Raw genomic sequence first — 17,455 nt, 5'->3', positions numbered from 1 at the left:
GCAAGCCCCGCAGGACGATCGTCCTCATCGATTCGCCCCGCTCGGCGCAGAGAAGAGCGAGCTGGCGGCGGACCGGCGTAGGGACCATGACCTGGAGCGGCACGTCCTTCTGCGGCGATTCCATGGGAGCCGCCTTCGCCCGTCCTTGCCCCCGGGTTTGGTCCTTTGCCATAACAGCAGAAGCGATCCTGTCTTGCGTACTCATGTAGTCGTAATATCATGATTTCATGAGTTTCGGATGCGCCAACCTTTCGCCGACCGGGACAAGCTGTGGATTGTTAGCGGCTTCGCCGGACGATCGAAGCGTCCCGCGAGAACCCGTACAGCTTTCCTGCCGCCTTGCCGGACTCCGATCAGGGAACGGACCGCGCCGGGATGCCGCGGCCCGTTGCAGCTCAAGTCGCGTTTTCAAGGTCGCTCACCGCACACGCAGCACGTCCGGCAGCCAGCCGCGTACCTTGCCCCTCGCGGGCAGCCAGCGCCGCCAGCTCGGCCTTCTTCATCCGGTTCCACGCAGGGGCGGCAGGAACGCCTTTGGCTTCACACAGCGCCGCGATGATCTGCGCGCCGCTGACGCGCCTCACGACAGTGCCGTTTATCAACCGCGAACGCTATCTTGCCGATATGGAATGGAAGCGCCGGCTGCACGAACCGAACGGCACGCCCGGCGCGATGTTTTGGAGCGTCTGGTGATGAGCGGCGCGGCTGTGGCCGCGGTGACCAGTTTTTACGGAAGCGGCGCGCCGACCAAGGTGAAACTGCGAACACGTATATGATTGAGATTCCGCTTATTTAGTTGGCCGACAAGCTCCAAAGCGACGAGCGAGACAAGGCGTCGGCGCTGGACTCCGAACCGCCCCCTCCCCGCATTCGCAAGCAGAAAGAGCCAATCGGCTCAGGTGCAACCCGAATTTGGGCCAGCCAGAGCTGGAAAATTCCGGGTTTAAGCCTCATGCCGGCACGGGCGCCGGAGAGCCATTCAGGAGCGTGATCGGCGGATTGTTGCCGATCCGGCTGTGCAGACACGGCTTTACCAACAGCCACGGGCCCCATCATTACCCGGGACCGGGGCGGCGCTATGCCCTGGCCGCGGCCAGGGCGCCTTCAGCAGCGACACAGGTCGCTGATCGCTGGCGACTGATGGAGAACGCGAGCCTGGCCTTCGTCGAGACCTTTCGTAAATCCATGTCTCCGACTCGGCCATTCCATCAGGGTGGCGGCCTGCGGATGGCACCAGAAAGGCTTACATTGCGAAATGAATGCCAATTCTGTCTGGCATAGCGAAAGCCGGATACTCGAGGGCTGTGCACAACCGTTCCGGTATTAACGGTGAGCACCGGCAGCACTGGCAATTCACGCATGACGAGCTCATTTGCGCAACGGTAAAGCCTCGTCCGTTCGGCATCTTCGCGCTCATGACGGGCAGCCTCTAGCAGTGAATCAAGCTCGTATATACGGCAGTATCCTGCATTGACCCCATGAGGGGAGACGTTCCGCGAATGTAGAACCTGATCAAGCCAGACGTCGCAGGACATACCCCAACTCATCTCGGATATCCCTACCCCGGCGGGCATACCGTTTTGCCAGTGCTTGCAGTACTCAACCCAATCCTCGTGCGGACACAGCTCTAGATTTATGCCGACCTTGGCGAGGTCTGAGGCCAATCGACCAATGATTGCAGTGGGCTGGAGCTGGGCCGAGCCTGCCGTCGCAAACATGACTCGCAGGGCCCAATCCGGGGGTGGAGCCGCCTGTGCGAGGAGCCTTCGTGCCTGGTCGAGGTCGTAGGGGTACGGATCGACGTACTCTGGATCATAGGCCGGAGACGCAGGAGGTAGAATTCCCTTCGCCGTACGGGTCTGTCCTCTGAACACCTCGTCGCTCAGCGCTTCCCGATCGAAGGCATGGGCGATGGCTTGACGCACGCGCCGGTCCGCCAGCACCGGATCGCTCATGTTGAAGATCAGGTACCAGACATAGGGAACGCTGCCCGAATGCACGACGAAGCCGCGCTGCTGCAGGTCCTCCAGATCGGCTCCGTCGAGGCCATAGGCGAGGTCGACCGTGCCGTCGAGCAGGGCGGTCAAGCGCTCGGTCGCATCAGGAAACGGAAGGAAGCGCAGCTTTTCCAGCTTTGCCACCTCGCCCCAATAAGCATCGTTTCGGCGCAGCGTGACTCCGCTGCCGCGAGATGTCTGAAAGCGCTCTTCGAAGATGAACGGCCCGGTTCCCGGCGCGCGGTCCGACAGGTCCGGCCCGAACGTCTCCAGCGCCGCAGGGCTGACGAACACCTGCGCCCCGGGCGCATCCTCCTGGGTCATGTAGCGGAGAAAGTCCGGGAACGGCTTGCCGAGCTCGATGTCCACGGTGAAGGGGTCGACCAGTTTGATCGCGTCGATCCACTCGATGCCGATCCGGTTGTAATTGGCGGCGATCGGCGAATAGACCGGACTGAGAGTGTCCCGCATCCTGGCGAAGTTCAGGCGCACCGCCTCGGCATCGAAGGCGGCTCCATCGTGGAAGCGGACGCCTTGCCGCAAATCGAAACGATAGGTGAGGCCGTCCGGCGAGACCGTTACCCGCTCGGCGAGTGCAGGTATGAGTGCCGTGGTGGCACCGATCTCACCTTCGAGATCATCCTCAATCAAGCTTTCGAATATGTTTTGGACGACGCGCCCAGTATTCCAGCCTCCAAATGAACATGGAGGATCAATAAGATCGACTTCCCAATCCAGTCCTATATTTAGAGTATTTTCTGAAGCGGCCATTTTATTTAACTTTCTTTTTGTGTTTCGGAAGGATTGGGCTATATGGCGGGGAGGGTCGCTTGGCGGCTGAAGGCAGGGCCGAAGCGGGCTGATGGAGGTCGAATTGGAAGGCTGGCCGGTAGGCGTACTTTTTTCTCATTCCGGTGTGACGTCGATGTCGGAAATTTCGCAGTTGCAGGGAACGCTGCTGGCGATAGACGAGATCAACGACGCAGGCGGCGTGGGGGGGCGGGCGATCCAGCCGATCATCAAGGACCCGGCGTCCGATCCCACGGCCTATGCACGGCTCGCCGCCAACCTGATACTGGAGGAAGGGGCGGCCAACATCTTCGGCTGCTCGTCCTCGTTCAGCCGAAAGGCGGTCCTCCCATGGATCGAGCGCCGAGGCGGCCTGCTGTGGTACTCGGTAGTTTATGAAGGTTTTGAATATTCGCCCAACATCATCTACACGGGCCCAACCATCAACCAGACGCACCTTCCTTTGGCCAACTACCTCTTCCGCCATGTCGGGAAGAGGTTCTTTCTCATCGGCTCGGACTATCTTTTCCCGCGGGAATCCAACCGCGTGATACGCGACATCGTCGAGGATGTGGGCGGCACCATCCTCGGCGAGCACTACGTTCCCCTGAGCGCGGGATACGAGACCTATGCCGAGGCGGTAGCGTGCGCGGCCGAGGCGGATGCCGACGTCATCTTCTCGACCGTGATCGGGCCGGGGACGTCCCATCTGTACGACTCGCATAATGAAGCCGGCCTCGACGCGCGCCGTATGCCGATCGCGGCGCTGACCACCAGCGAGGTGCATCTGCGCGCCATGCGCACGCCGGTGGGAGCCGGTCACCTGGTCTGCGCGCCCTATTTCGAATCGCTGAAGACCGCCGAGAATCTCCGCTTCGTGGAGCGCTACCGCGCGCGGTACGGCAGCGCGCGGCCGGCCGACGGCCCGGCCGAGGCGGCCTATTCGACCGTCCATCTGTTCGCGAAGGCGCTTGCCGATGCAGGCACGACGGATCCGGAACGGGTGCGGGCGGCGGTGCTGGGGCAGCACTATCTGGCCCCCGAAGGACTGATCACCGTCGATCCGGACAACAGCCACACCTATATCCGGCCGCGTATCGCGGTCACGACCGGTCGTGCCGATTTTAGGATCGTCGAGGAGGCGCCAGAACCGGTCAAGCCCGACCCCTACCTTGTCTATTATGAAGCGCCCGAACGGTGTGAATGAGCCGCACCGATGAGCTTCTCTCAAATCATGATCCGGGAATTGCGGTCGCTTCGGGTTGCGGTCTTCCATCCGGCCGATGGCGACCGCGAAGAGTTGATGCTTCACATCCGGCGCATAGGCTGCACGGTCTATGCCGACTGGCCGATCCCGACGCATCCGACACGCGAAACCGACATCGCGCTTTGCCTTCTCTCCGAGACGGGAGAGCAGCTCCCCGACTGGCCGGATGTCGCGCTGATCGCGATCCTCCAATACGAAAGTCCGGTCGTCGTGCGCAGCCTTCTGGACTCGAACGCCCACGGAATCGTCACCAAGCCGATCCGAGCTTTCGGTATCCTGTCGACACTGCTGCTGACCCGCTCGCTTCATCGTTTCAGCCAGCGACAGAAGGCGAAGACCGACAAGATCGAGGAAACGTTGCGCTCGCGGCGGTTGATCGATCGCGCCGCCGAAGCTCTTTCCGCCTCGGGCTTCGGCACACTTGAAGCGTGCCATCAGGCGATCCGGCGCGCCGCCATGGAAGGCCGCGTCACCGCGGCGAGCGTCGCGGAGAACATACTCGCCGGAAAAGCAGTTCCGGTCATCGAGATGCTGCGCAGGGGCTGAGTGTCTCATGTCGCGAACATCCGTCCGTCGAGCCGACGCACCGCCATCATCGCGATTTCGATTTCGAAGGAACTGGAACTCATGGCATCCAGGTCGCGGCTCAGCGCATCCTGTACGGCCACGATCACCGCAGGCTCCAGAAGGCGCTGAACAACCTGCGCCCGCGATGCGGTAAGACGCCCCAGGCGGACCGCGGCTGAGAGATGCAGGCTGACGACGCTCCTGACCTCCATCAACACCGTCTGCTCCGCCGTCAATCCCGAAGCCGCAGCCACAGCGCCGAACACGACCGCAAGATGACCGGAGGAACGCTCGGCGCGGATGGAGGCGCAAAATTCCGCCACGGGTCCATTATCGAACAACTGAGGAGCGAGGACCGCCAGCTGGCGGCCGCAACTGGTCGACATACGCCGGGCCGTCTCGCTCAGCTTGCAGGTGCCCAACTCGGCATCCACGCGGAGCATGCCGGCAACATCGCCACATTCGGCCGACCGGTGAGCATGCGCCGCTGCTACGCCGTCCGTCCGGGCTGCTGCGTACCGCAGGCTCGTCTCGATCCACCGGATGAGGTCGCCTTCGCAGACATCCCCGCGGGGATGCAGCCACGCTTCGAGGCCGCCCGAATGGGCGAAGCGACCGATTGGCAGTCCGCTATCAGAGAGCTGCATCACGGCCAGCAGTTGCTGCGGCGAGGGGGGCATCTCAGTGCGCGTGCCCGGTCGCCAGCGGCCGATCGAGGCCGAGCGGAACGCCGACAAAGCTGAACGTCACCCCTTCAAGGCCGAGGCGTTCGACCGCCGCTGCCATGACTGTTGGCGAAGTTGTGACCGGGACAAAGATCGATCCGCCGCTCACCTCAATGGGTGCATGCTGGTTGCCGAAGCAATGGCCGATGCGCGCTGCAGCAGTGATCAGCGATGAGGTGTCCAGGGCGCTCAGTCGGATCGCCATCACCGGCTGTGGCTTGCGCTCGACCACGAGGATGGTCTCGCCGTCGTCGGCCAGCACAGCGCCATGACGGAGATAGCTGCCATGAGGAAGGTCGATGGCGACCTCGCTTCCGGCCTCGGAAAGAGCAAGCTGGCGGCGACGCATGGCATTGTCGGCATCGAGCAGCACGACTTCACGCGCCCGGCCGCGGAACCCGGGATCATCGAAGTGTCCGATGATGGCGTTTACTTGCCTCATGGCTTTTCCTCATTTGCGGATCGGAGGGGGCGGATGGCCGAGCAGCGACCGTCGGGCTTCGCCCCAGGCGAGATCGACGACCTCTCGGGCGGCAGATGGCGTGCGGCACAGCGCCCGCACAATGACACCGGCGCCCTTCGGCAGGATCGACGCCGCGCCATAGACGCCGGCAACGGAGCGAGCCGCATCATCAAGGCTCCGGTCCAGGGTCGCTGGCAGCGTGCCGGGGGCAAGCACCAACACTGTGGCGATGAAGCGGTGTTCGGCGAACAGCCCCGGCCCGCCGAGCGGCATGCTGTCGGGCACAAGTTCGAACGCGTCCTTGCACGTCGGCACGCCGTCTATCTCGACAGTCGTGCGGAAGTGCAGCCGCGAATAGGCGAATACCTCGCCCGCCGCGAAGCGCCCGCAGGCGACGATTTCGCTCAGCACGGCCGTCGCGCCCGTCGCCATCCTCATAAGCGTATATTGCTCGTAGCAGGCCATTTTCAGCGGAATGACAGGATCGGGCACATATTCCAGATAGGCCCCCTCCTCCATATCGATCGTCATTCGCTGGCTTGCACTCACACCACCCTCGGCGCCAAAAATCTTGGTCGCTGACGGCGTCGAAACATGCACCCGCGCATGGCGGCGCAGTCGTAGCTCGACGATGAGCCGATCCGCTTCGAATACGCCGCCACTGGGATTGTGCACATAGACGAACGCCATGTCCGGCACTGCCGGATCCAGGCGCAACGGCGACGTGACGTGAAGGGGAAAACGTTGGTCCCGACCGATGATCTCGGTCTGCCCGCAGCCGGTGCGAGCGAAGTCGAGATGCAGCCATCCGTCGGTTGTTGCCTCGTCGGTCATATGGGCGCATGGAAGAGCAGGGAGCGCTGGAGATGATCGAAAACGGCTTCTGCTCCCGCAGCATCCCTCAAATTGGTGAACAGGCTCGGCCTCTCCGGCCGGATCATCGCCACGTCCGCTCGAATACGATCGAGATCGGCATCTACATGAGGGGCGATGTCGATCTTGTTCACAACCAGAAGGTCCGCCTGAAGGCAGCCCAGCCCGCGCTTCCGCGGAATATCGTCACCCGCCCCGCAATCGATCACGAAGATCCAGTAGTCGACGAGTTCCCGGGAAAACGACGATGCCAGATTGTCTCCACCGCTCTCGATCAGAATGAGATCGAGTGGATTTTGGCGTTCAAGCCGATCGGCCGCCTCGATGTTCACAGAAGGGTCCTCGCGGATCGCTGTATGCGGACACGCGCCGGTTTCCACGCCCACGACAAGGCGGGGATCAATCAGGCCGCCCTTCTGAATCCGCTCCGCGTCTTCCAGCGTCACAAGGTCATTGGTGATGACCGCTACCTTCAGGCCGGCGGCCTGGACCAGCGGCAGTAACCTTTCCACGAGGCGGGTCTTTCCGCTCCCGACCGGGCCGCCGATGCCGATGCGTATAGCCTGTCTCTGCATGGTTACTTCAACATGTATAGGGAGCCGAGGGGCACGGTCCTGGCAGGACTGGACACACAGGTCTCACCGTCGATGGAGACACGGTAGGTGTCAGCATCCACAGTTATCTCCGGGAGCGAGTCATTGTGGACCATGTCGTATTTGGTCAGACCGCGCGTGGAGCGGGTTGCGACACAACGCGACTCCAGTCCAAGCCGCTGCGGCAGGCCGGCCTCCAAGGCCAGTGGACTGAGAAACCGTATCGAAAGGCTTCGCGCGGCCCGGCCGAACGCACCCCATTGCGGCCGATAGAGGAGCGGTTCGCAGACCAGCAGCGAGGCGTTCGCCTCTCCCGTCACCGCCCATGCAGGAAAGCCGGATTTGAGCACCAGCTCCGGCTTGACGCCGAACAGTGCGGGCTTCCAGAAGACAAGATCGGCCAGCTTGCCCCGCTCGATTGACCCGACCTCGTGATCGATGCCAAAAATCTTGGCCGGATTGATGGTGTATTTGGCGATGTAGCGCTTGATCCGCCCGTTGTCGTTGCCGCTGCCTGCGTCCACGGGCAAAGCTCCGCGCGTCTGCTGCATGATTGAGGCGAGCTGCCAGGTTCGGGCGATGGTCTCGCCGATGCGGCCCATGCCCTGCGAATCCGAGCCGAGCGCGCTGATGGCGCCGATATCGTGCAGGACATCCTCCGCGCCGATGGTCTCCTTGCGGATCCGCGATTCCGCGAATGCCACATCCTCCACCACCCTCGGATTGAGGTGGTGGCTCGTCATGGCCATGTCGAAGTGCTCTTCGAACGTATTGACCGTGAACGGATTGGTTGGATTGGTCGACGAGGGAAGAACATTCGGGTGCGAGCAGACCCGTATGATGTCCGGCGCGTGGCCGCCGCCCGCTCCCTCGACGTGATAGGCGTGGACGGTGCGCCCGCCGATGGCTTCGAGGCTCTGCTCCAGAAAGCCGAACTCGTTGAGCGTGTCCGTGTGGAGCTGGATCTGCACCGCGCCTTGGTCGGCCGCATCGAGCGCGCTGTCGATAGCCGCAGTCGTCGCGCCCCAATCCTCGTGGATCTTGAGACCTGCCGCACCTGCGGCAAGCTGTTCGACGAGCGGCGCAGCAACATCGGAGGCCGCCTTGCCGAAGAATCCGAAGTTCAGTGGAAAGGCTTCGGAGGCCTGAAGCATCAGGCCGAGATTGACTGTTCCGGTGGAGGCGATGGGGACCGTGGTAGGCCCCAGCCCTCCGCCCATCAGGGTCGTCACTCCGGCGGAGAGCGCCTCCTGACACTGGCCGGGATCGATGAAGTGGACGTGGCAGTCGATTCCGCCGGCCGTCACGATAAGCCCTTCGGCCGCCCGAACGTCGGTGTTCACACCGACGATCAGTTCAGCAGAGACGCCGTTCATGATCCGCGGATCACCTGCCTTGCCGATCCCGGCGATCCGGCCGTCCTTGATCCCGATATCTGCCTTGATGATCCCGACCACGGGATCGATGATCAGCGCATTGGTGATGACGAGGTCGAGCACACCTTCGGAGGCGCACAGCGCCCCGTCACATCCGCTGCCCGCCCGCATGGTCTTGCCGGCGCCGAAGACAAGTTCGTCGCCGTAATGGGTCAGGTCCGTCTCGACTTCCGCCCACAGCTCGGTGTCCCCGAGCCGGACGCGATCGCCGGTCGTCGGTCCGTAGAGCTCCAGGTAATGGCGTCGGGTCAACGACTGAGCCATCCTATATTCCCCGATAGCCGCGCGCCGCCGCGCGTTCGAAAGCGCGCTCGCGAATAGCCGGATCGTCGAGCGAGCCTTCGGTCAGCCTATTGAGTCCGTGGACCTCTCGACGGCCGCCAATGGTCACGAGGTCGACGGTCTTCTCGTCGCCTGGTTCGAAGCGGATGGTGGTTCCAGCGGGAATGTCCAGCCGGAAGCCGAAGGCACGGCGGCGATCGAATTCGAGCGCCTGATTGACCTCGAAGAAATGGAAATGCGATCCTACCTGGATCGGCCGGTCGGCGAGGCTCCTCACAAGGGTTGAAATGCTCGCCCTGCCGAGGTTGATCTCGATGGCATCGGCGGCGAGGCGCCACCGATTGGTGAAGGCATCCACCTTGCCCATGCCGTCGGCCGTAATGGGATCATGTACGCAGACGAGCTTCTGTCCGTCGGGCAAGAAGGGTTCGACCATCAGAGTGTCGACGAGTTCCCTGACCCCCTCCATTACGTCCGATTCCGACAGGATCGACCTGCCAAGCGACATGAGTTCCGACACCGATCTCCCGTTTCGGGCGCCTTCGAACACTGCATCGGCTATGAGTGCCCGCGCTTCCGGCATGTTCAGGGGCAGGCCGCTGTCGCGCCGACGCTGCGCCAGCTGGGCGGCGAGGAAAACAAGCAGCCGCTCCTGTTCTCTTGCTGTCAGATACATGACGGGTCCTCACACGCTCAAATGCTTCAGCACCCGAGCCCGGGCGTCGGGCTCGGAGGCGGCGCCCATCTCGGCGATCTCGCCGCGATCCAGCACCGCCCAGCGATCGGCCACCGCTAGGGCGAAGGGCAGATGCTGCTCGACCAAGAGCATGGTGGTGCCGTGGCGGTCGCGGGCGCTGCGGATGACGCCGGCCAGGCGGTCGATCACCGAGGGCTGGAGCCCCTCGGTGATCTCGTCCACCAGCAGCAGCTTCGCTCCCGTGGCCAGCGAGCGGGCCATCAGCAGCATTTTCTGTTCGCCGCCCGAGAGCGTGCCGGCGCGCTGCTTGAGGCGTTGCAGCAGGAAGGGGAAGGAGGCCTCCACCTCGGCGAGCGCCGCCTCGAAGTCGGGCCGCCGCACGGCGAGGCGGAGGTTTTCCTCCACGCTCATGTCCTGGAACAGCGCCTTTTCCTGCGCCACATAGCCAACGCCGAGGCGGGCGACGCGGTGCGGGGAGAGGCGCGTCGCCTCGCTGCCGGATATGGCCACCGTGCCGGTCATCTTCGGCAGGAAACCCATTACTGCTTTCAGCAGGGTGGACTTGCCCATGCCGTTCTTGCCGAGCACGGCGAGGATTTCGCCCGGCGCGAGAGAAAGGCTGACCTCGCGTAGCACCACCGCACCGGCATAGCCGCTGGAGAGATTGTCGACGGAAAGCGCGCTCATGCCCGCATCTCCTGGCTCGGGGCGGGCGCCGTCTCGTGGTCGATGCCGGCATGGCCGGAGCCGGCATAGACCTGCTTGACCAGCTCGGAGGCCACCACCTCCTCCACCGAGCCGTCCAGTACGATGCGGCCCTGGTGAAGGACGATGACGCGCGAGGAAATCTCCCGCACGAAGTCGAGATCGTGTTCCACCAACAGCACGCACAGGCCCTGCTTCCTGGCCAGGTCGATCAGGATGGCGCCGATCTGCATCCGCTCGGTCTTGGTGAGGCCGGCGGTCGGCTCGTCGAGCAGCAGCACGCGCGGTTCCAGCGCCAGCACCATGGAGAGTTCCAGCGCCTGCTTCATGCCATGCGAGAGCAGATGCGCGGGGGTGGAGAGCTGCTTGTCGAGCCCCGTGGTGGCGATGACGTGCATCGCCGCTTCCGGCAACGGCAGGTCGCGGGCCCGGCACCACAGCGAGGGCCGCGCGTGGCGCACGCGGGCGATCTGCAGGCACTGCGCGACGGTCAGCGTCTCGAACACATTCGCCATCTGGAACTTGCGGCCGACGCCCAGCGCGACGCAGGCCTCCGGCGGCTTGCGGCCGATGTCGTAGCCGTTGACCGCGATGGTGCCGGCGGTGCGCTCGGCACCGTCGGCGATGCAGCGCATCAGCGTGGTCTTGCCGGCGCCATTGGGGCCGACAAGGCTGACCAGTTCGCCGGCGCGGGCCTCGAAGTCGATCCCCTCCAGCACGGTGAGGCTGCCGAAGCGCTTGACCACGCCGGCCACCGCCAAAGCTGGCCCCTCGCCGGGCTCGACGCCCTGGGTATCGGCGAGGTCGAGGGTGGAGAGCGTCACGCTGGCGGCAGGCGTCGCGACGCGCGGGCGAAGGAGGCCGAGCAGCTTGCGGGGAAGGTCGAACACCACAGGCAGCAGGCCGCGCGGGAAGGCGACGATGACAATTACGAACAGCGCGCCGATGATGAGCTGCCAGACGAAGGGATAGTCGCCGGCGAGCTGGGCGCTCTCGTAATCGACGATCAGCGCGCCGAACACCGGGCCGAGCAGCGTGCCGCGCCCGCCCAGCGCGGTCCAGATGACCAGCTCGGTGCCGAAGACGAAGCCGGCAAGCTCGGGCGCCACCACCATCGCATAGCCGGCATAGATGTAGCCGGCGACCGCCGCGATGGCGGCGCAGGCGAGATAGACCAGGATCTTCAGCCGTGAGGTGTCGAGGCCGAGATATTTGCAGCGCTGCTCGTTCTCGCGCACCGCCACCAGCAGCCGGCCGGCATCGCTCTTCACGAAGATATAGGCGAGCGTCGTCACCCCGACCAGGAAGCTGCCGGATAGCCAGAACCACGCCTCCATCGACAGGTCGAAGCTCATGAAGCCGGACAGCCCGCTCGACGAGCCGGTGAAGGTACCGCCGGAATAGAGCAGCTGCGTCGCCACGATGGGCAGGACCAGGGTGATGACCGAGGCATAAAGCGCCGATGCGCCGTGCCAGAAGGCGAGCCAGCCGACGATGGCCGCCACCAGCAGCGCGCCGCCGACGCCGAGCCCCAGCGCCAGAAAGGCGTTAGAGGTGGAGAAATCCATATGGGTGAAGACGAGGCCGGCGGCATAGGCGCCGCAGGCGAAGAACACCGACTGGCCAAAGGTGAGGATGCCCAGAAATCCCCAGAGCAGGTCCACCGTCAGCGCCACCACGGCATAGAGCAGTGAGCGGGTGAGCACGTTCACCGAATAGGTGTCGAGCACATACGGCCCGGCGAAGATCGCCGCGAGTGCGAGCAGGGCGACGACGAGGATGAGGGAGAGGCGGCGCGCTTCAGTCACGGGCGAACCCCTGAGGCCGAATGCGCAGGATGATGGCGGCGAGCACGGCGATGGTCAGGCCTCCGAGAACCGGGCTGAAATGGGTGGCGACCAGCACCTGCGCCCCGCCCAGCACCAGGCAGGCGAAGAGCAGGCTGACCAGGGAGGCGCCCGACACCAGCACCAGCATGAAGGCGTTGACGAGCCAGGGCACGCCCATGGAAGGGTCGACGCTCGACAGCGGCGTGATGAGCGCGCCGGCGATACCGGCCAGCGCCGAGCCGAGGGTGAAAGTGATGAAGCGCACCAGCCCGCTATTGATGCCGAGCCCGCGCGCCAGATCCTCGTTCATGATCACCGCGCGTGTCTCCAGCCCCAGCCGCGTGCCCTGGAGCAGCGCGGTGAGGCCGATGCCGAGCACGGCGGCAATGCCGACGAGCGCGAGACGGTAGGCGGAATAGCTCTCGCCCCACAGATCGAGCGTGCCGTTCAGCGGCGATTCCGCGAACTGCACGCCGCGGCCGAAGGCGATGGTGATGAGCTGCCCGATGATGATCGATAGGCCCCAGGTGGCGAGAATGGCGTCGAGCGGGCGGTTATAGAGCGGGCGCACGACGAAGCGCTCGATCGCCATGCCGACCACGCCGCCGAACAGAGCGGCGATGGGGACGGCGAGCCAGGGATTGAGCCCCGCCTGGGTGGTGACGAGCGCGGCATAGCCGCCGAGCGTCATCAGTCCCCCATGGGCGAAATTGATGATCTTCATGACGCCGAACACGAGCAGCAGCCCGGTCGCCACCGCATAGAGGATGGCGGCGGTCGTCACGATGTCCAGCGTCTGGCCGATCATGCGAGGGTCCTTGGAGTTGGAGGCACGGCGGGATGACGGTGCGCACGGAGCCCGGCATCCCAGATCGGTGGGCGTGAGAGGCGGCGGGCGGGCACGGAAGCCGCCGCCTCTCACCGGGCGCTTGGCGTCACTCTGCCCCTACAGCGGGAGTGACGCGTCGCATCGGGACCCGTAAGGCGAAGGGGCGCACGCTCACTTCAGCTTCGGGCACTGGTCGCCGGGATCGACGTCCTTGAAGGTCGACATGATCGAGACCGAGCCGTCGCCCTTCACCTGGCCGAGATACATGGTCAGCGGCGCGTGGCGCTGCTTGTTCATGACGATGGTGCCGCGCGGGCCTTCCACCGCGACCTCGGCCAGCGCCGGGATCACCTTGGCGGCCTCGGTCGTGCCGGCCTTTTCTACCGCCGCCTTGTAGGCGTAGACCGCTTCATACTGCGGCACCGAGAGTTCATTCGGCGTCCTCAGCTCCGCGCCGAACTTCTTCTCCATCGCGGCGAGGAAGGCCTTGTTGGCCGGGGTGTCGATATTGGTGAAGTAGGAGCCGGCGATGTAGATGCCCTCGGCATCCGGGCCCATGGACTTGGCGGTGCCCTCATCCACGGCGAGGTTGCCATAGAGCGACTTGATGCCCGCCGCGCGCAGCTGCTTGGTCAGCGTCACATTCGGCGCGCCGCCGGCGGTGGAGGTGATGATGGCGTCGGGATTGGCGGCCTTCACCTTGGCGAGGATGGCGGTCCAGTCGGTGGCGTCCATCGGGGCGTATTCGTCGCCGACGATCTTGCCGCCGGTCTTCTCGATATATTCCTTGGTGAAGGCCAGCATGCCGCGCCCGAAAGCGTAGTCCGAGCCGATCAGGAAATAGGTCTTGGCACCTTCCTTGTTGAAGAAATCTACAATCGGGGCAACCTGCTGCTCAGGCACCCACGCATTGATATACATGTAGGGATTGCAGGAGCGCCCTTCGTAAAACGATGTGTAAATATAGGGGATTTTGCCGCGGTTGACGATTGGCAGGCCGGCATTGCGGGCGGCCGAGGTCTCCATTGCAACGATCGCATCTACCTTTTTCTGAAAGATCAGTGAGTCATAAGCCTTCTGCGCGCCGGCCGCACCGGAGGCGTCATCGGCGACTTCGAGCACCACCTTCTTGCCGAGGATGCCCCCCTTGGCGTTGATCTCCTCAACCGCCAACTCCGAAGCCTGTACGACGGAGGGCGCGACCACCGAATTGGCGCCGGACAGGCCGACGGGGATGCCGATGGTGATGATGTCGTCGGCGGCGAGCGCCGGGCCGGCAAGCAGGCCGGTGGCGAACACGCCGGCCATCAGCAGGGAGCTACGGGACATAGGCTTTCTCCGGAAGGTTATGGGTTGTTCTTCGGTGGTGGAGGGCAAGCGGGGCTCAGTACCAGCCCCGGGAAATGTCGGAGCCGAGCATCTCGGCATAGACATCGGTGCGGCGGTCGCGCAGCACTTGGTTGAAGGCGTTCCAGTTGCGGGCGCGGCGAGCGGCGCCGAGGTCGATCTCGGCGGAGACGATTTCCTCCCCGTCGCGGCTGGCCGGGCCGGCGGCGGGCCAGCCGGTGTAGCTGATGATGAGGCTCTGCCCCTCGAAGGGCTGGCCGCGCTCGGTGCCGATGCGGTCGGCGCAGGCGATGTAGAGCGAGTTGGAATGGGCGGCGCCCATGGCGAGGATGTTGGCCATCGCCTCGCGCCCCTCCGCCTGGCCGGGGATCGGCACCCAGTTGGTGGGCACGCAAATGATGTCGGCGCCCTGCAGTGCCTGCAGCCGGTAGGTCTCGGGGAACCAGCCATCGTAGCAGATGGCGACGCCGATCCGCCCCAGCGGGGTCTGGAACACCGGGAAGCCGTTATTGCCGGGCTCGAAGAACAGGTTCTCGTTGCCCCACAGATGCATCTTGCGATAGGTGCCGATATGCCCGTCGGGGCCGATCACCACCGCGCTGTTGTAGAGGGCCGTGCCCTCGCGCTCGGTGATGCCGGCGACGATGTGGAGGCCCCGCTCGGCGGCGATGGCCGCCCAGGCCTGGCAGGTCGGCCCGTCGGGAATGGTCTCGGCCAGCGCGAAGGCTTCCTCGCGGGTTTCGAACACATAGCCGGTATTGGCGAGTTCCGGCAGCACGATGAGCTTCGCCCCGCCATCGGCCGCGCAGGCGATGAGGCCGAGCGAATGCGCAACATTGGCGCCCGTGTCGCCGAAACGCGGTTCCATCTGGATGCAGGCGACGCGGACAAGGCTGGAAACCGGCATGGAGGCACACCTCTGCGATCGCGGCGCAAGCAACGCCTCGGTCGAATAGCCCTAGACGCAGGTTCTCACCTGCGTTGAGTGGCCAATTTTGGGGGATTTTCTCAGCAATACTGCTGATGGCGCATCATTGTTGATGACGTCCGCGTCGTCAATTTCATTGCTGACTTAATTATAAGCATATCAATGCAAATAAATTGTGCGTTTGTGATATTTTCGCTCACGTTAGATGCAGTACGATGACTGCGTGACCGAAGCCCACCTGAGCTGAAGGGCCGCCACGCTTCTGCGCATCTAGCCGCGATAAGGTGGGAATAAGCGGAGACAGGCCCCGCCAGGGAACTGCCATGGCTTTCGGCCCGCTGCCGAAGAGCGCGATGGACTAAACCGAAACTGCTCTCGAGCGCCCGCCCAAGGGATGATCCACGCGATCGATGATGGTGAGGCGCGTCAACCAAAGTCGGCGCGCCGTTGCTCCGAAGGGGCGTTCAAGCGTCCGCCGCGCTACGCCGCTGGCATCGTGAGCATTGCTAAGCAGTAACGGTGGCTTCCCTTTGCGTTTGCAACTGCACCAATCGCGCAACATCCCTGCGGAGGTGCCGCAGCTCCGGCCACGGGAAATCCCGCCCCTCAGCGCCATCGGCTCCGATTGCGATCAGAACGTCAAGTTTTGCTGAGAGGCCACGCAGAGACGTCGCGTCTGCGGCAAAGAGCATTGCAGTCAGTCGCTCTTCATCGGCGGAGGCCGCCGCCTCTTCCTGCCGGGCGACGGAGTAGCCGATGGCGCGATCCGCGTCGTCCCAACGGTGCTGATGTATGCGCAGGGCGGTTGCGACTTCATCGCGCCGAACACACAGCGACGGCAGACCGGCCGCAAGCTCGTCGAACTGCCGCAGGGAGTTGATGCGCACCGGTGACGGCAGTTCGGCTGCAGCCAGAACCACCTGCGGAAAGCCGATCGTCCGCGCGAGTTCGGACTCCAGACGTTGCTGTTTCCGGCACAGAGCGAGCGTGCGCCGATGCGCTGCGCGCCACGCCTTCCACGCACCGATGGCGGCATCTGTCGTGCCGCCATCCTGCGGTGCGGCTGCAGCCGAACTGTTGAAGGAAGAGCCGCCGACCATCGCGAGGGCGGCAGAGAGAAGGTCCCTCCGGGATGGTCGGGACAGACTCATGCTAATCTCAGAATCAGCCATGATCCGAGCTCCACGCAGCTTGGTTGTGGTCAGGCCGGATACGTGGGGCAAACACGTGTCCGGCCGCCTAAGGCGCAGAAGGATAGCGACGACATGAATCAACAGCAATCAAAAATCACTACAGTGTCGTGATTCATATGAATGCTGCGCAATGCAAAATGGCTCGCGCCGCTCTCGGTTTGGGCGTGCGCGATTTGGCGAACCAGGCTGCCGTTTCCACACAAACCGTGACCCGTTTCGAACGCGGCGAGGCATTGAAAGCGACAACAGTTGAGCGTCTTCAGGCGGCGCTCGAAGCCGCCGGCATTGAGTTCATTCCGGAAAACGGCGGCGGCGCCGGTGTGCGCTTCCGCAAGCCGTCAGCGCCGGAATAGGCCTCACTTACCGCAACTCCTGTGCAAGATCGCTGCGGCTTCAACGCGGTTTGGCCGCTGTTCTTTTGCAGCTTATCCGCGACGGGATAGCTGGTCCTACGCGGTTTGGTTGCGCCTCACCGACAGCGGCTTCGCGTCAAGCGAGGCTATGCGCGGCGAGCTCGCGGTGCATTTGGCGGCCCCTGCAGCAGTCTGGCAGCGCATTTCTGGAGAGCTTGACGAACAGCTGGTAGCGCTCGGCGCCTATGGAGCGTTTTCTGCAGCTCTGTCATAGTATCGCAGCGATGTGACGTGATCTCGTTTATTCCCGACGGAGCGAGGGAGCTTGATGGCAGGATAAAAGCGCACACATTGCGCGGCGGTCGGGTGGTTTTGTTTACAGGATATTTTCTAGATCTCGACACATTGCGACGCTGGACAGAAATGTTCCGGCTTCGCGAGGGTCCTGTTGGCTGAATGACTAGCCGCACATTGTCATCGTCTGATGACCACGTGAAGGCCATCACCCCTCGGTTTCGGATCGCGGTGCCTGCCACTTCTGGATCGTGGCGGAGAGAAGGGCTTCTCGGCAGAACCGCCGCC

The 17,455-nt window shown here is 63.9% G+C and carries 17 protein-coding genes; 4 read left to right on the top strand and 13 right to left on the bottom strand.

What is annotated here, in order from left to right:
* The first annotated feature begins 534 nt into the window (after nt 1-534).
* Nucleotides 535-693 carry a hypothetical protein gene (locus tag AAC979_RS22450; protein WP_156034105.1) on the top strand — a complete coding sequence of 53 codons (159 nt, stop codon included), beginning with the start codon at nt 535-537 and terminating at the stop codon, nt 691-693.
* Between the two features lie 515 nt (nt 694-1,208).
* Here the strand turns inward: AAC979_RS22450 and AAC979_RS22445 are convergent.
* Complete coding sequence (locus AAC979_RS22445; protein ID WP_244451444.1) at nt 1,209-2,648, bottom strand: ABC transporter substrate-binding protein; 1,440 nt, start codon at nt 2,646-2,648, stop codon at nt 1,209-1,211.
* A 211-nt stretch (nt 2,649-2,859) separates the two neighbouring features.
* On the opposite strand from AAC979_RS22445, the gene AAC979_RS22440 reads away from it, so the two are divergent.
* Both AAC979_RS22440 and AAC979_RS22435 read left to right on the top strand, forming a co-directional pair.
* A complete protein-coding gene (locus AAC979_RS22440; protein ID WP_163078011.1) occupies nt 2,860-3,993 on the top strand; it encodes a transporter substrate-binding domain-containing protein in 1,134 nt (377 codons plus the stop codon).
* Nucleotides 3,994-4,002: 9 nt separating this feature from the next.
* Nucleotides 4,003-4,599, top strand: coding sequence for an ANTAR domain-containing response regulator (locus AAC979_RS22435; RefSeq protein WP_244451446.1), 597 nt, complete (start codon nt 4,003-4,005; stop codon nt 4,597-4,599).
* 5 nt (nt 4,600-4,604) lie between these two features.
* On the opposite strand, the gene AAC979_RS22430 is transcribed toward AAC979_RS22435, so the two are convergent.
* The 12 genes from AAC979_RS22430 to AAC979_RS22375 form a co-directional block, all read right to left on the bottom strand.
* The gene (locus tag AAC979_RS22430) at nt 4,605-5,300 is read right to left on the bottom strand and encodes an urease accessory protein UreF (RefSeq protein ID WP_163078009.1); all 696 of its coding nucleotides are present in this window, start codon (nt 5,298-5,300) and stop codon (nt 4,605-4,607) included.
* Nucleotide 5,301: 1 nt separating this feature from the next.
* Nucleotides 5,302-5,787 carry an urease accessory protein UreE gene (locus AAC979_RS22425; RefSeq protein ID WP_126278341.1) on the bottom strand — a complete coding sequence of 162 codons (486 nt, stop codon included), beginning with the start codon at nt 5,785-5,787 and terminating at the stop codon, nt 5,302-5,304.
* Nucleotides 5,788-5,796: 9 nt separating this feature from the next.
* Nucleotides 5,797-6,642 carry an urease accessory protein UreD gene (locus AAC979_RS22420; protein ID WP_163078006.1) on the bottom strand — a complete coding sequence of 282 codons (846 nt, stop codon included), beginning with the start codon at nt 6,640-6,642 and terminating at the stop codon, nt 5,797-5,799.
* Entirely contained in the window at nt 6,639-7,256 is a 618-nt protein-coding gene (gene ureG / locus AAC979_RS22415) for an urease accessory protein UreG (protein WP_163078003.1), read from the bottom strand. The genes AAC979_RS22420 and ureG overlap by 4 nt, the downstream gene beginning before the upstream one ends.
* Before the next feature lie 2 nt (nt 7,257-7,258).
* Nucleotides 7,259-8,974, bottom strand: a complete 1,716-nt coding sequence (gene ureC, locus AAC979_RS22410) for an urease subunit alpha (RefSeq protein WP_163078406.1) — start codon at nt 8,972-8,974, stop codon at nt 7,259-7,261.
* Between the two features lies 1 nt (nt 8,975).
* Entirely contained in the window at nt 8,976-9,668 is a 693-nt protein-coding gene (locus AAC979_RS22405) for an urease subunit beta (protein ID WP_371349311.1), read from the bottom strand.
* 9 nt (nt 9,669-9,677) lie between these two features.
* A complete protein-coding gene (locus tag AAC979_RS22400) occupies nt 9,678-10,376 on the bottom strand; it encodes an ABC transporter ATP-binding protein (RefSeq protein ID WP_244451447.1) in 699 nt (232 codons plus the stop codon).
* Nucleotides 10,373-12,202 carry an ATP-binding cassette domain-containing protein gene (locus tag AAC979_RS22395; protein ID WP_244451448.1) on the bottom strand — a complete coding sequence of 610 codons (1,830 nt, stop codon included), beginning with the start codon at nt 12,200-12,202 and terminating at the stop codon, nt 10,373-10,375. The genes AAC979_RS22400 and AAC979_RS22395 overlap by 4 nt, the downstream gene beginning before the upstream one ends.
* The gene (locus tag AAC979_RS22390; protein WP_244451449.1) at nt 12,195-13,031 is read right to left on the bottom strand and encodes a branched-chain amino acid ABC transporter permease; all 837 of its coding nucleotides are present in this window, start codon (nt 13,029-13,031) and stop codon (nt 12,195-12,197) included. Before AAC979_RS22390 ends, AAC979_RS22395 begins: the two co-directional genes overlap by 8 nt.
* Before the next feature lie 192 nt (nt 13,032-13,223).
* Nucleotides 13,224-14,360 (bottom strand): substrate-binding protein, encoded by a 1,137-nt coding sequence (locus AAC979_RS22385; protein WP_371349347.1) that lies wholly within the window; start codon nt 14,358-14,360, stop codon nt 13,224-13,226.
* 76 nt (nt 14,361-14,436) lie between these two features.
* On the bottom strand, nt 14,437-15,306 hold the full coding sequence (locus AAC979_RS22380) for a nitrilase family protein (protein ID WP_371349310.1): 870 nt from the start codon (nt 15,304-15,306) through the stop codon (nt 14,437-14,439).
* A gap of 527 nt (nt 15,307-15,833) precedes the next feature.
* Nucleotides 15,834-16,499, bottom strand: coding sequence for a hypothetical protein (locus AAC979_RS22375; protein ID WP_371349309.1), 666 nt, complete (start codon nt 16,497-16,499; stop codon nt 15,834-15,836).
* A gap of 158 nt (nt 16,500-16,657) precedes the next feature.
* Between AAC979_RS22375 and AAC979_RS22370 the strand changes: the two genes are divergently transcribed.
* Nucleotides 16,658-16,873, top strand: a complete 216-nt coding sequence (locus tag AAC979_RS22370; protein ID WP_244451452.1) for a helix-turn-helix transcriptional regulator — start codon at nt 16,658-16,660, stop codon at nt 16,871-16,873.
* Nucleotides 16,874-17,455 lie beyond the last annotated feature (582 nt).

The organism is Ancylobacter sp. IITR112, assembly GCF_041415945.1.
Classification (GTDB): Bacteria; Pseudomonadota; Alphaproteobacteria; order Rhizobiales; family Xanthobacteraceae; genus Ancylobacter.
The sequence above is the reverse complement of the archived record's forward strand: the minus strand, read 5'-3'. Positions and strand labels throughout refer to the sequence as shown.

Coding starts and splice junctions, on each gene's coding strand:
- AAC979_RS22380 (WP_371349310.1), bottom strand. CDS start 15,306: ATGCCGGTTTCCAGCCTTGTCCGCGTCGCCTGCATCCAGATGGAACCG.
- ureC (WP_163078406.1), bottom strand. CDS start 8,974: ATGGCTCAGTCGTTGACCCGACGCCATTACCTGGAGCTCTACGGACCG.
- AAC979_RS22400 (WP_244451447.1), bottom strand. CDS start 10,376: ATGAGCGCGCTTTCCGTCGACAATCTCTCCAGCGGCTATGCCGGTGCG.
- AAC979_RS22420 (WP_163078006.1), bottom strand. CDS start 6,642: ATGACCGACGAGGCAACAACCGACGGATGGCTGCATCTCGACTTCGCT.
- AAC979_RS22435 (WP_244451446.1), top strand. CDS start 4,003: ATGAGCTTCTCTCAAATCATGATCCGGGAATTGCGGTCGCTTCGGGTT.
- AAC979_RS22390 (WP_244451449.1), bottom strand. CDS start 13,031: ATGATCGGCCAGACGCTGGACATCGTGACGACCGCCGCCATCCTCTAT.
- AAC979_RS22430 (WP_163078009.1), bottom strand. CDS start 5,300: ATGCCCCCCTCGCCGCAGCAACTGCTGGCCGTGATGCAGCTCTCTGAT.
- AAC979_RS22405 (WP_371349311.1), bottom strand. CDS start 9,668: ATGTATCTGACAGCAAGAGAACAGGAGCGGCTGCTTGTTTTCCTCGCC.
- AAC979_RS22425 (WP_126278341.1), bottom strand. CDS start 5,787: ATGAGGCAAGTAAACGCCATCATCGGACACTTCGATGATCCCGGGTTC.
- AAC979_RS22440 (WP_163078011.1), top strand. CDS start 2,860: ATGGAGGTCGAATTGGAAGGCTGGCCGGTAGGCGTACTTTTTTCTCAT.
- AAC979_RS22375 (WP_371349309.1), bottom strand. CDS start 16,499: ATGGCTGATTCTGAGATTAGCATGAGTCTGTCCCGACCATCCCGGAGG.
- AAC979_RS22385 (WP_371349347.1), bottom strand. CDS start 14,360: ATGGCCGGCGTGTTCGCCACCGGCCTGCTTGCCGGCCCGGCGCTCGCC.
- ureG (WP_163078003.1), bottom strand. CDS start 7,256: ATGCAGAGACAGGCTATACGCATCGGCATCGGCGGCCCGGTCGGGAGC.
- AAC979_RS22370 (WP_244451452.1), top strand. CDS start 16,658: ATGGCTCGCGCCGCTCTCGGTTTGGGCGTGCGCGATTTGGCGAACCAG.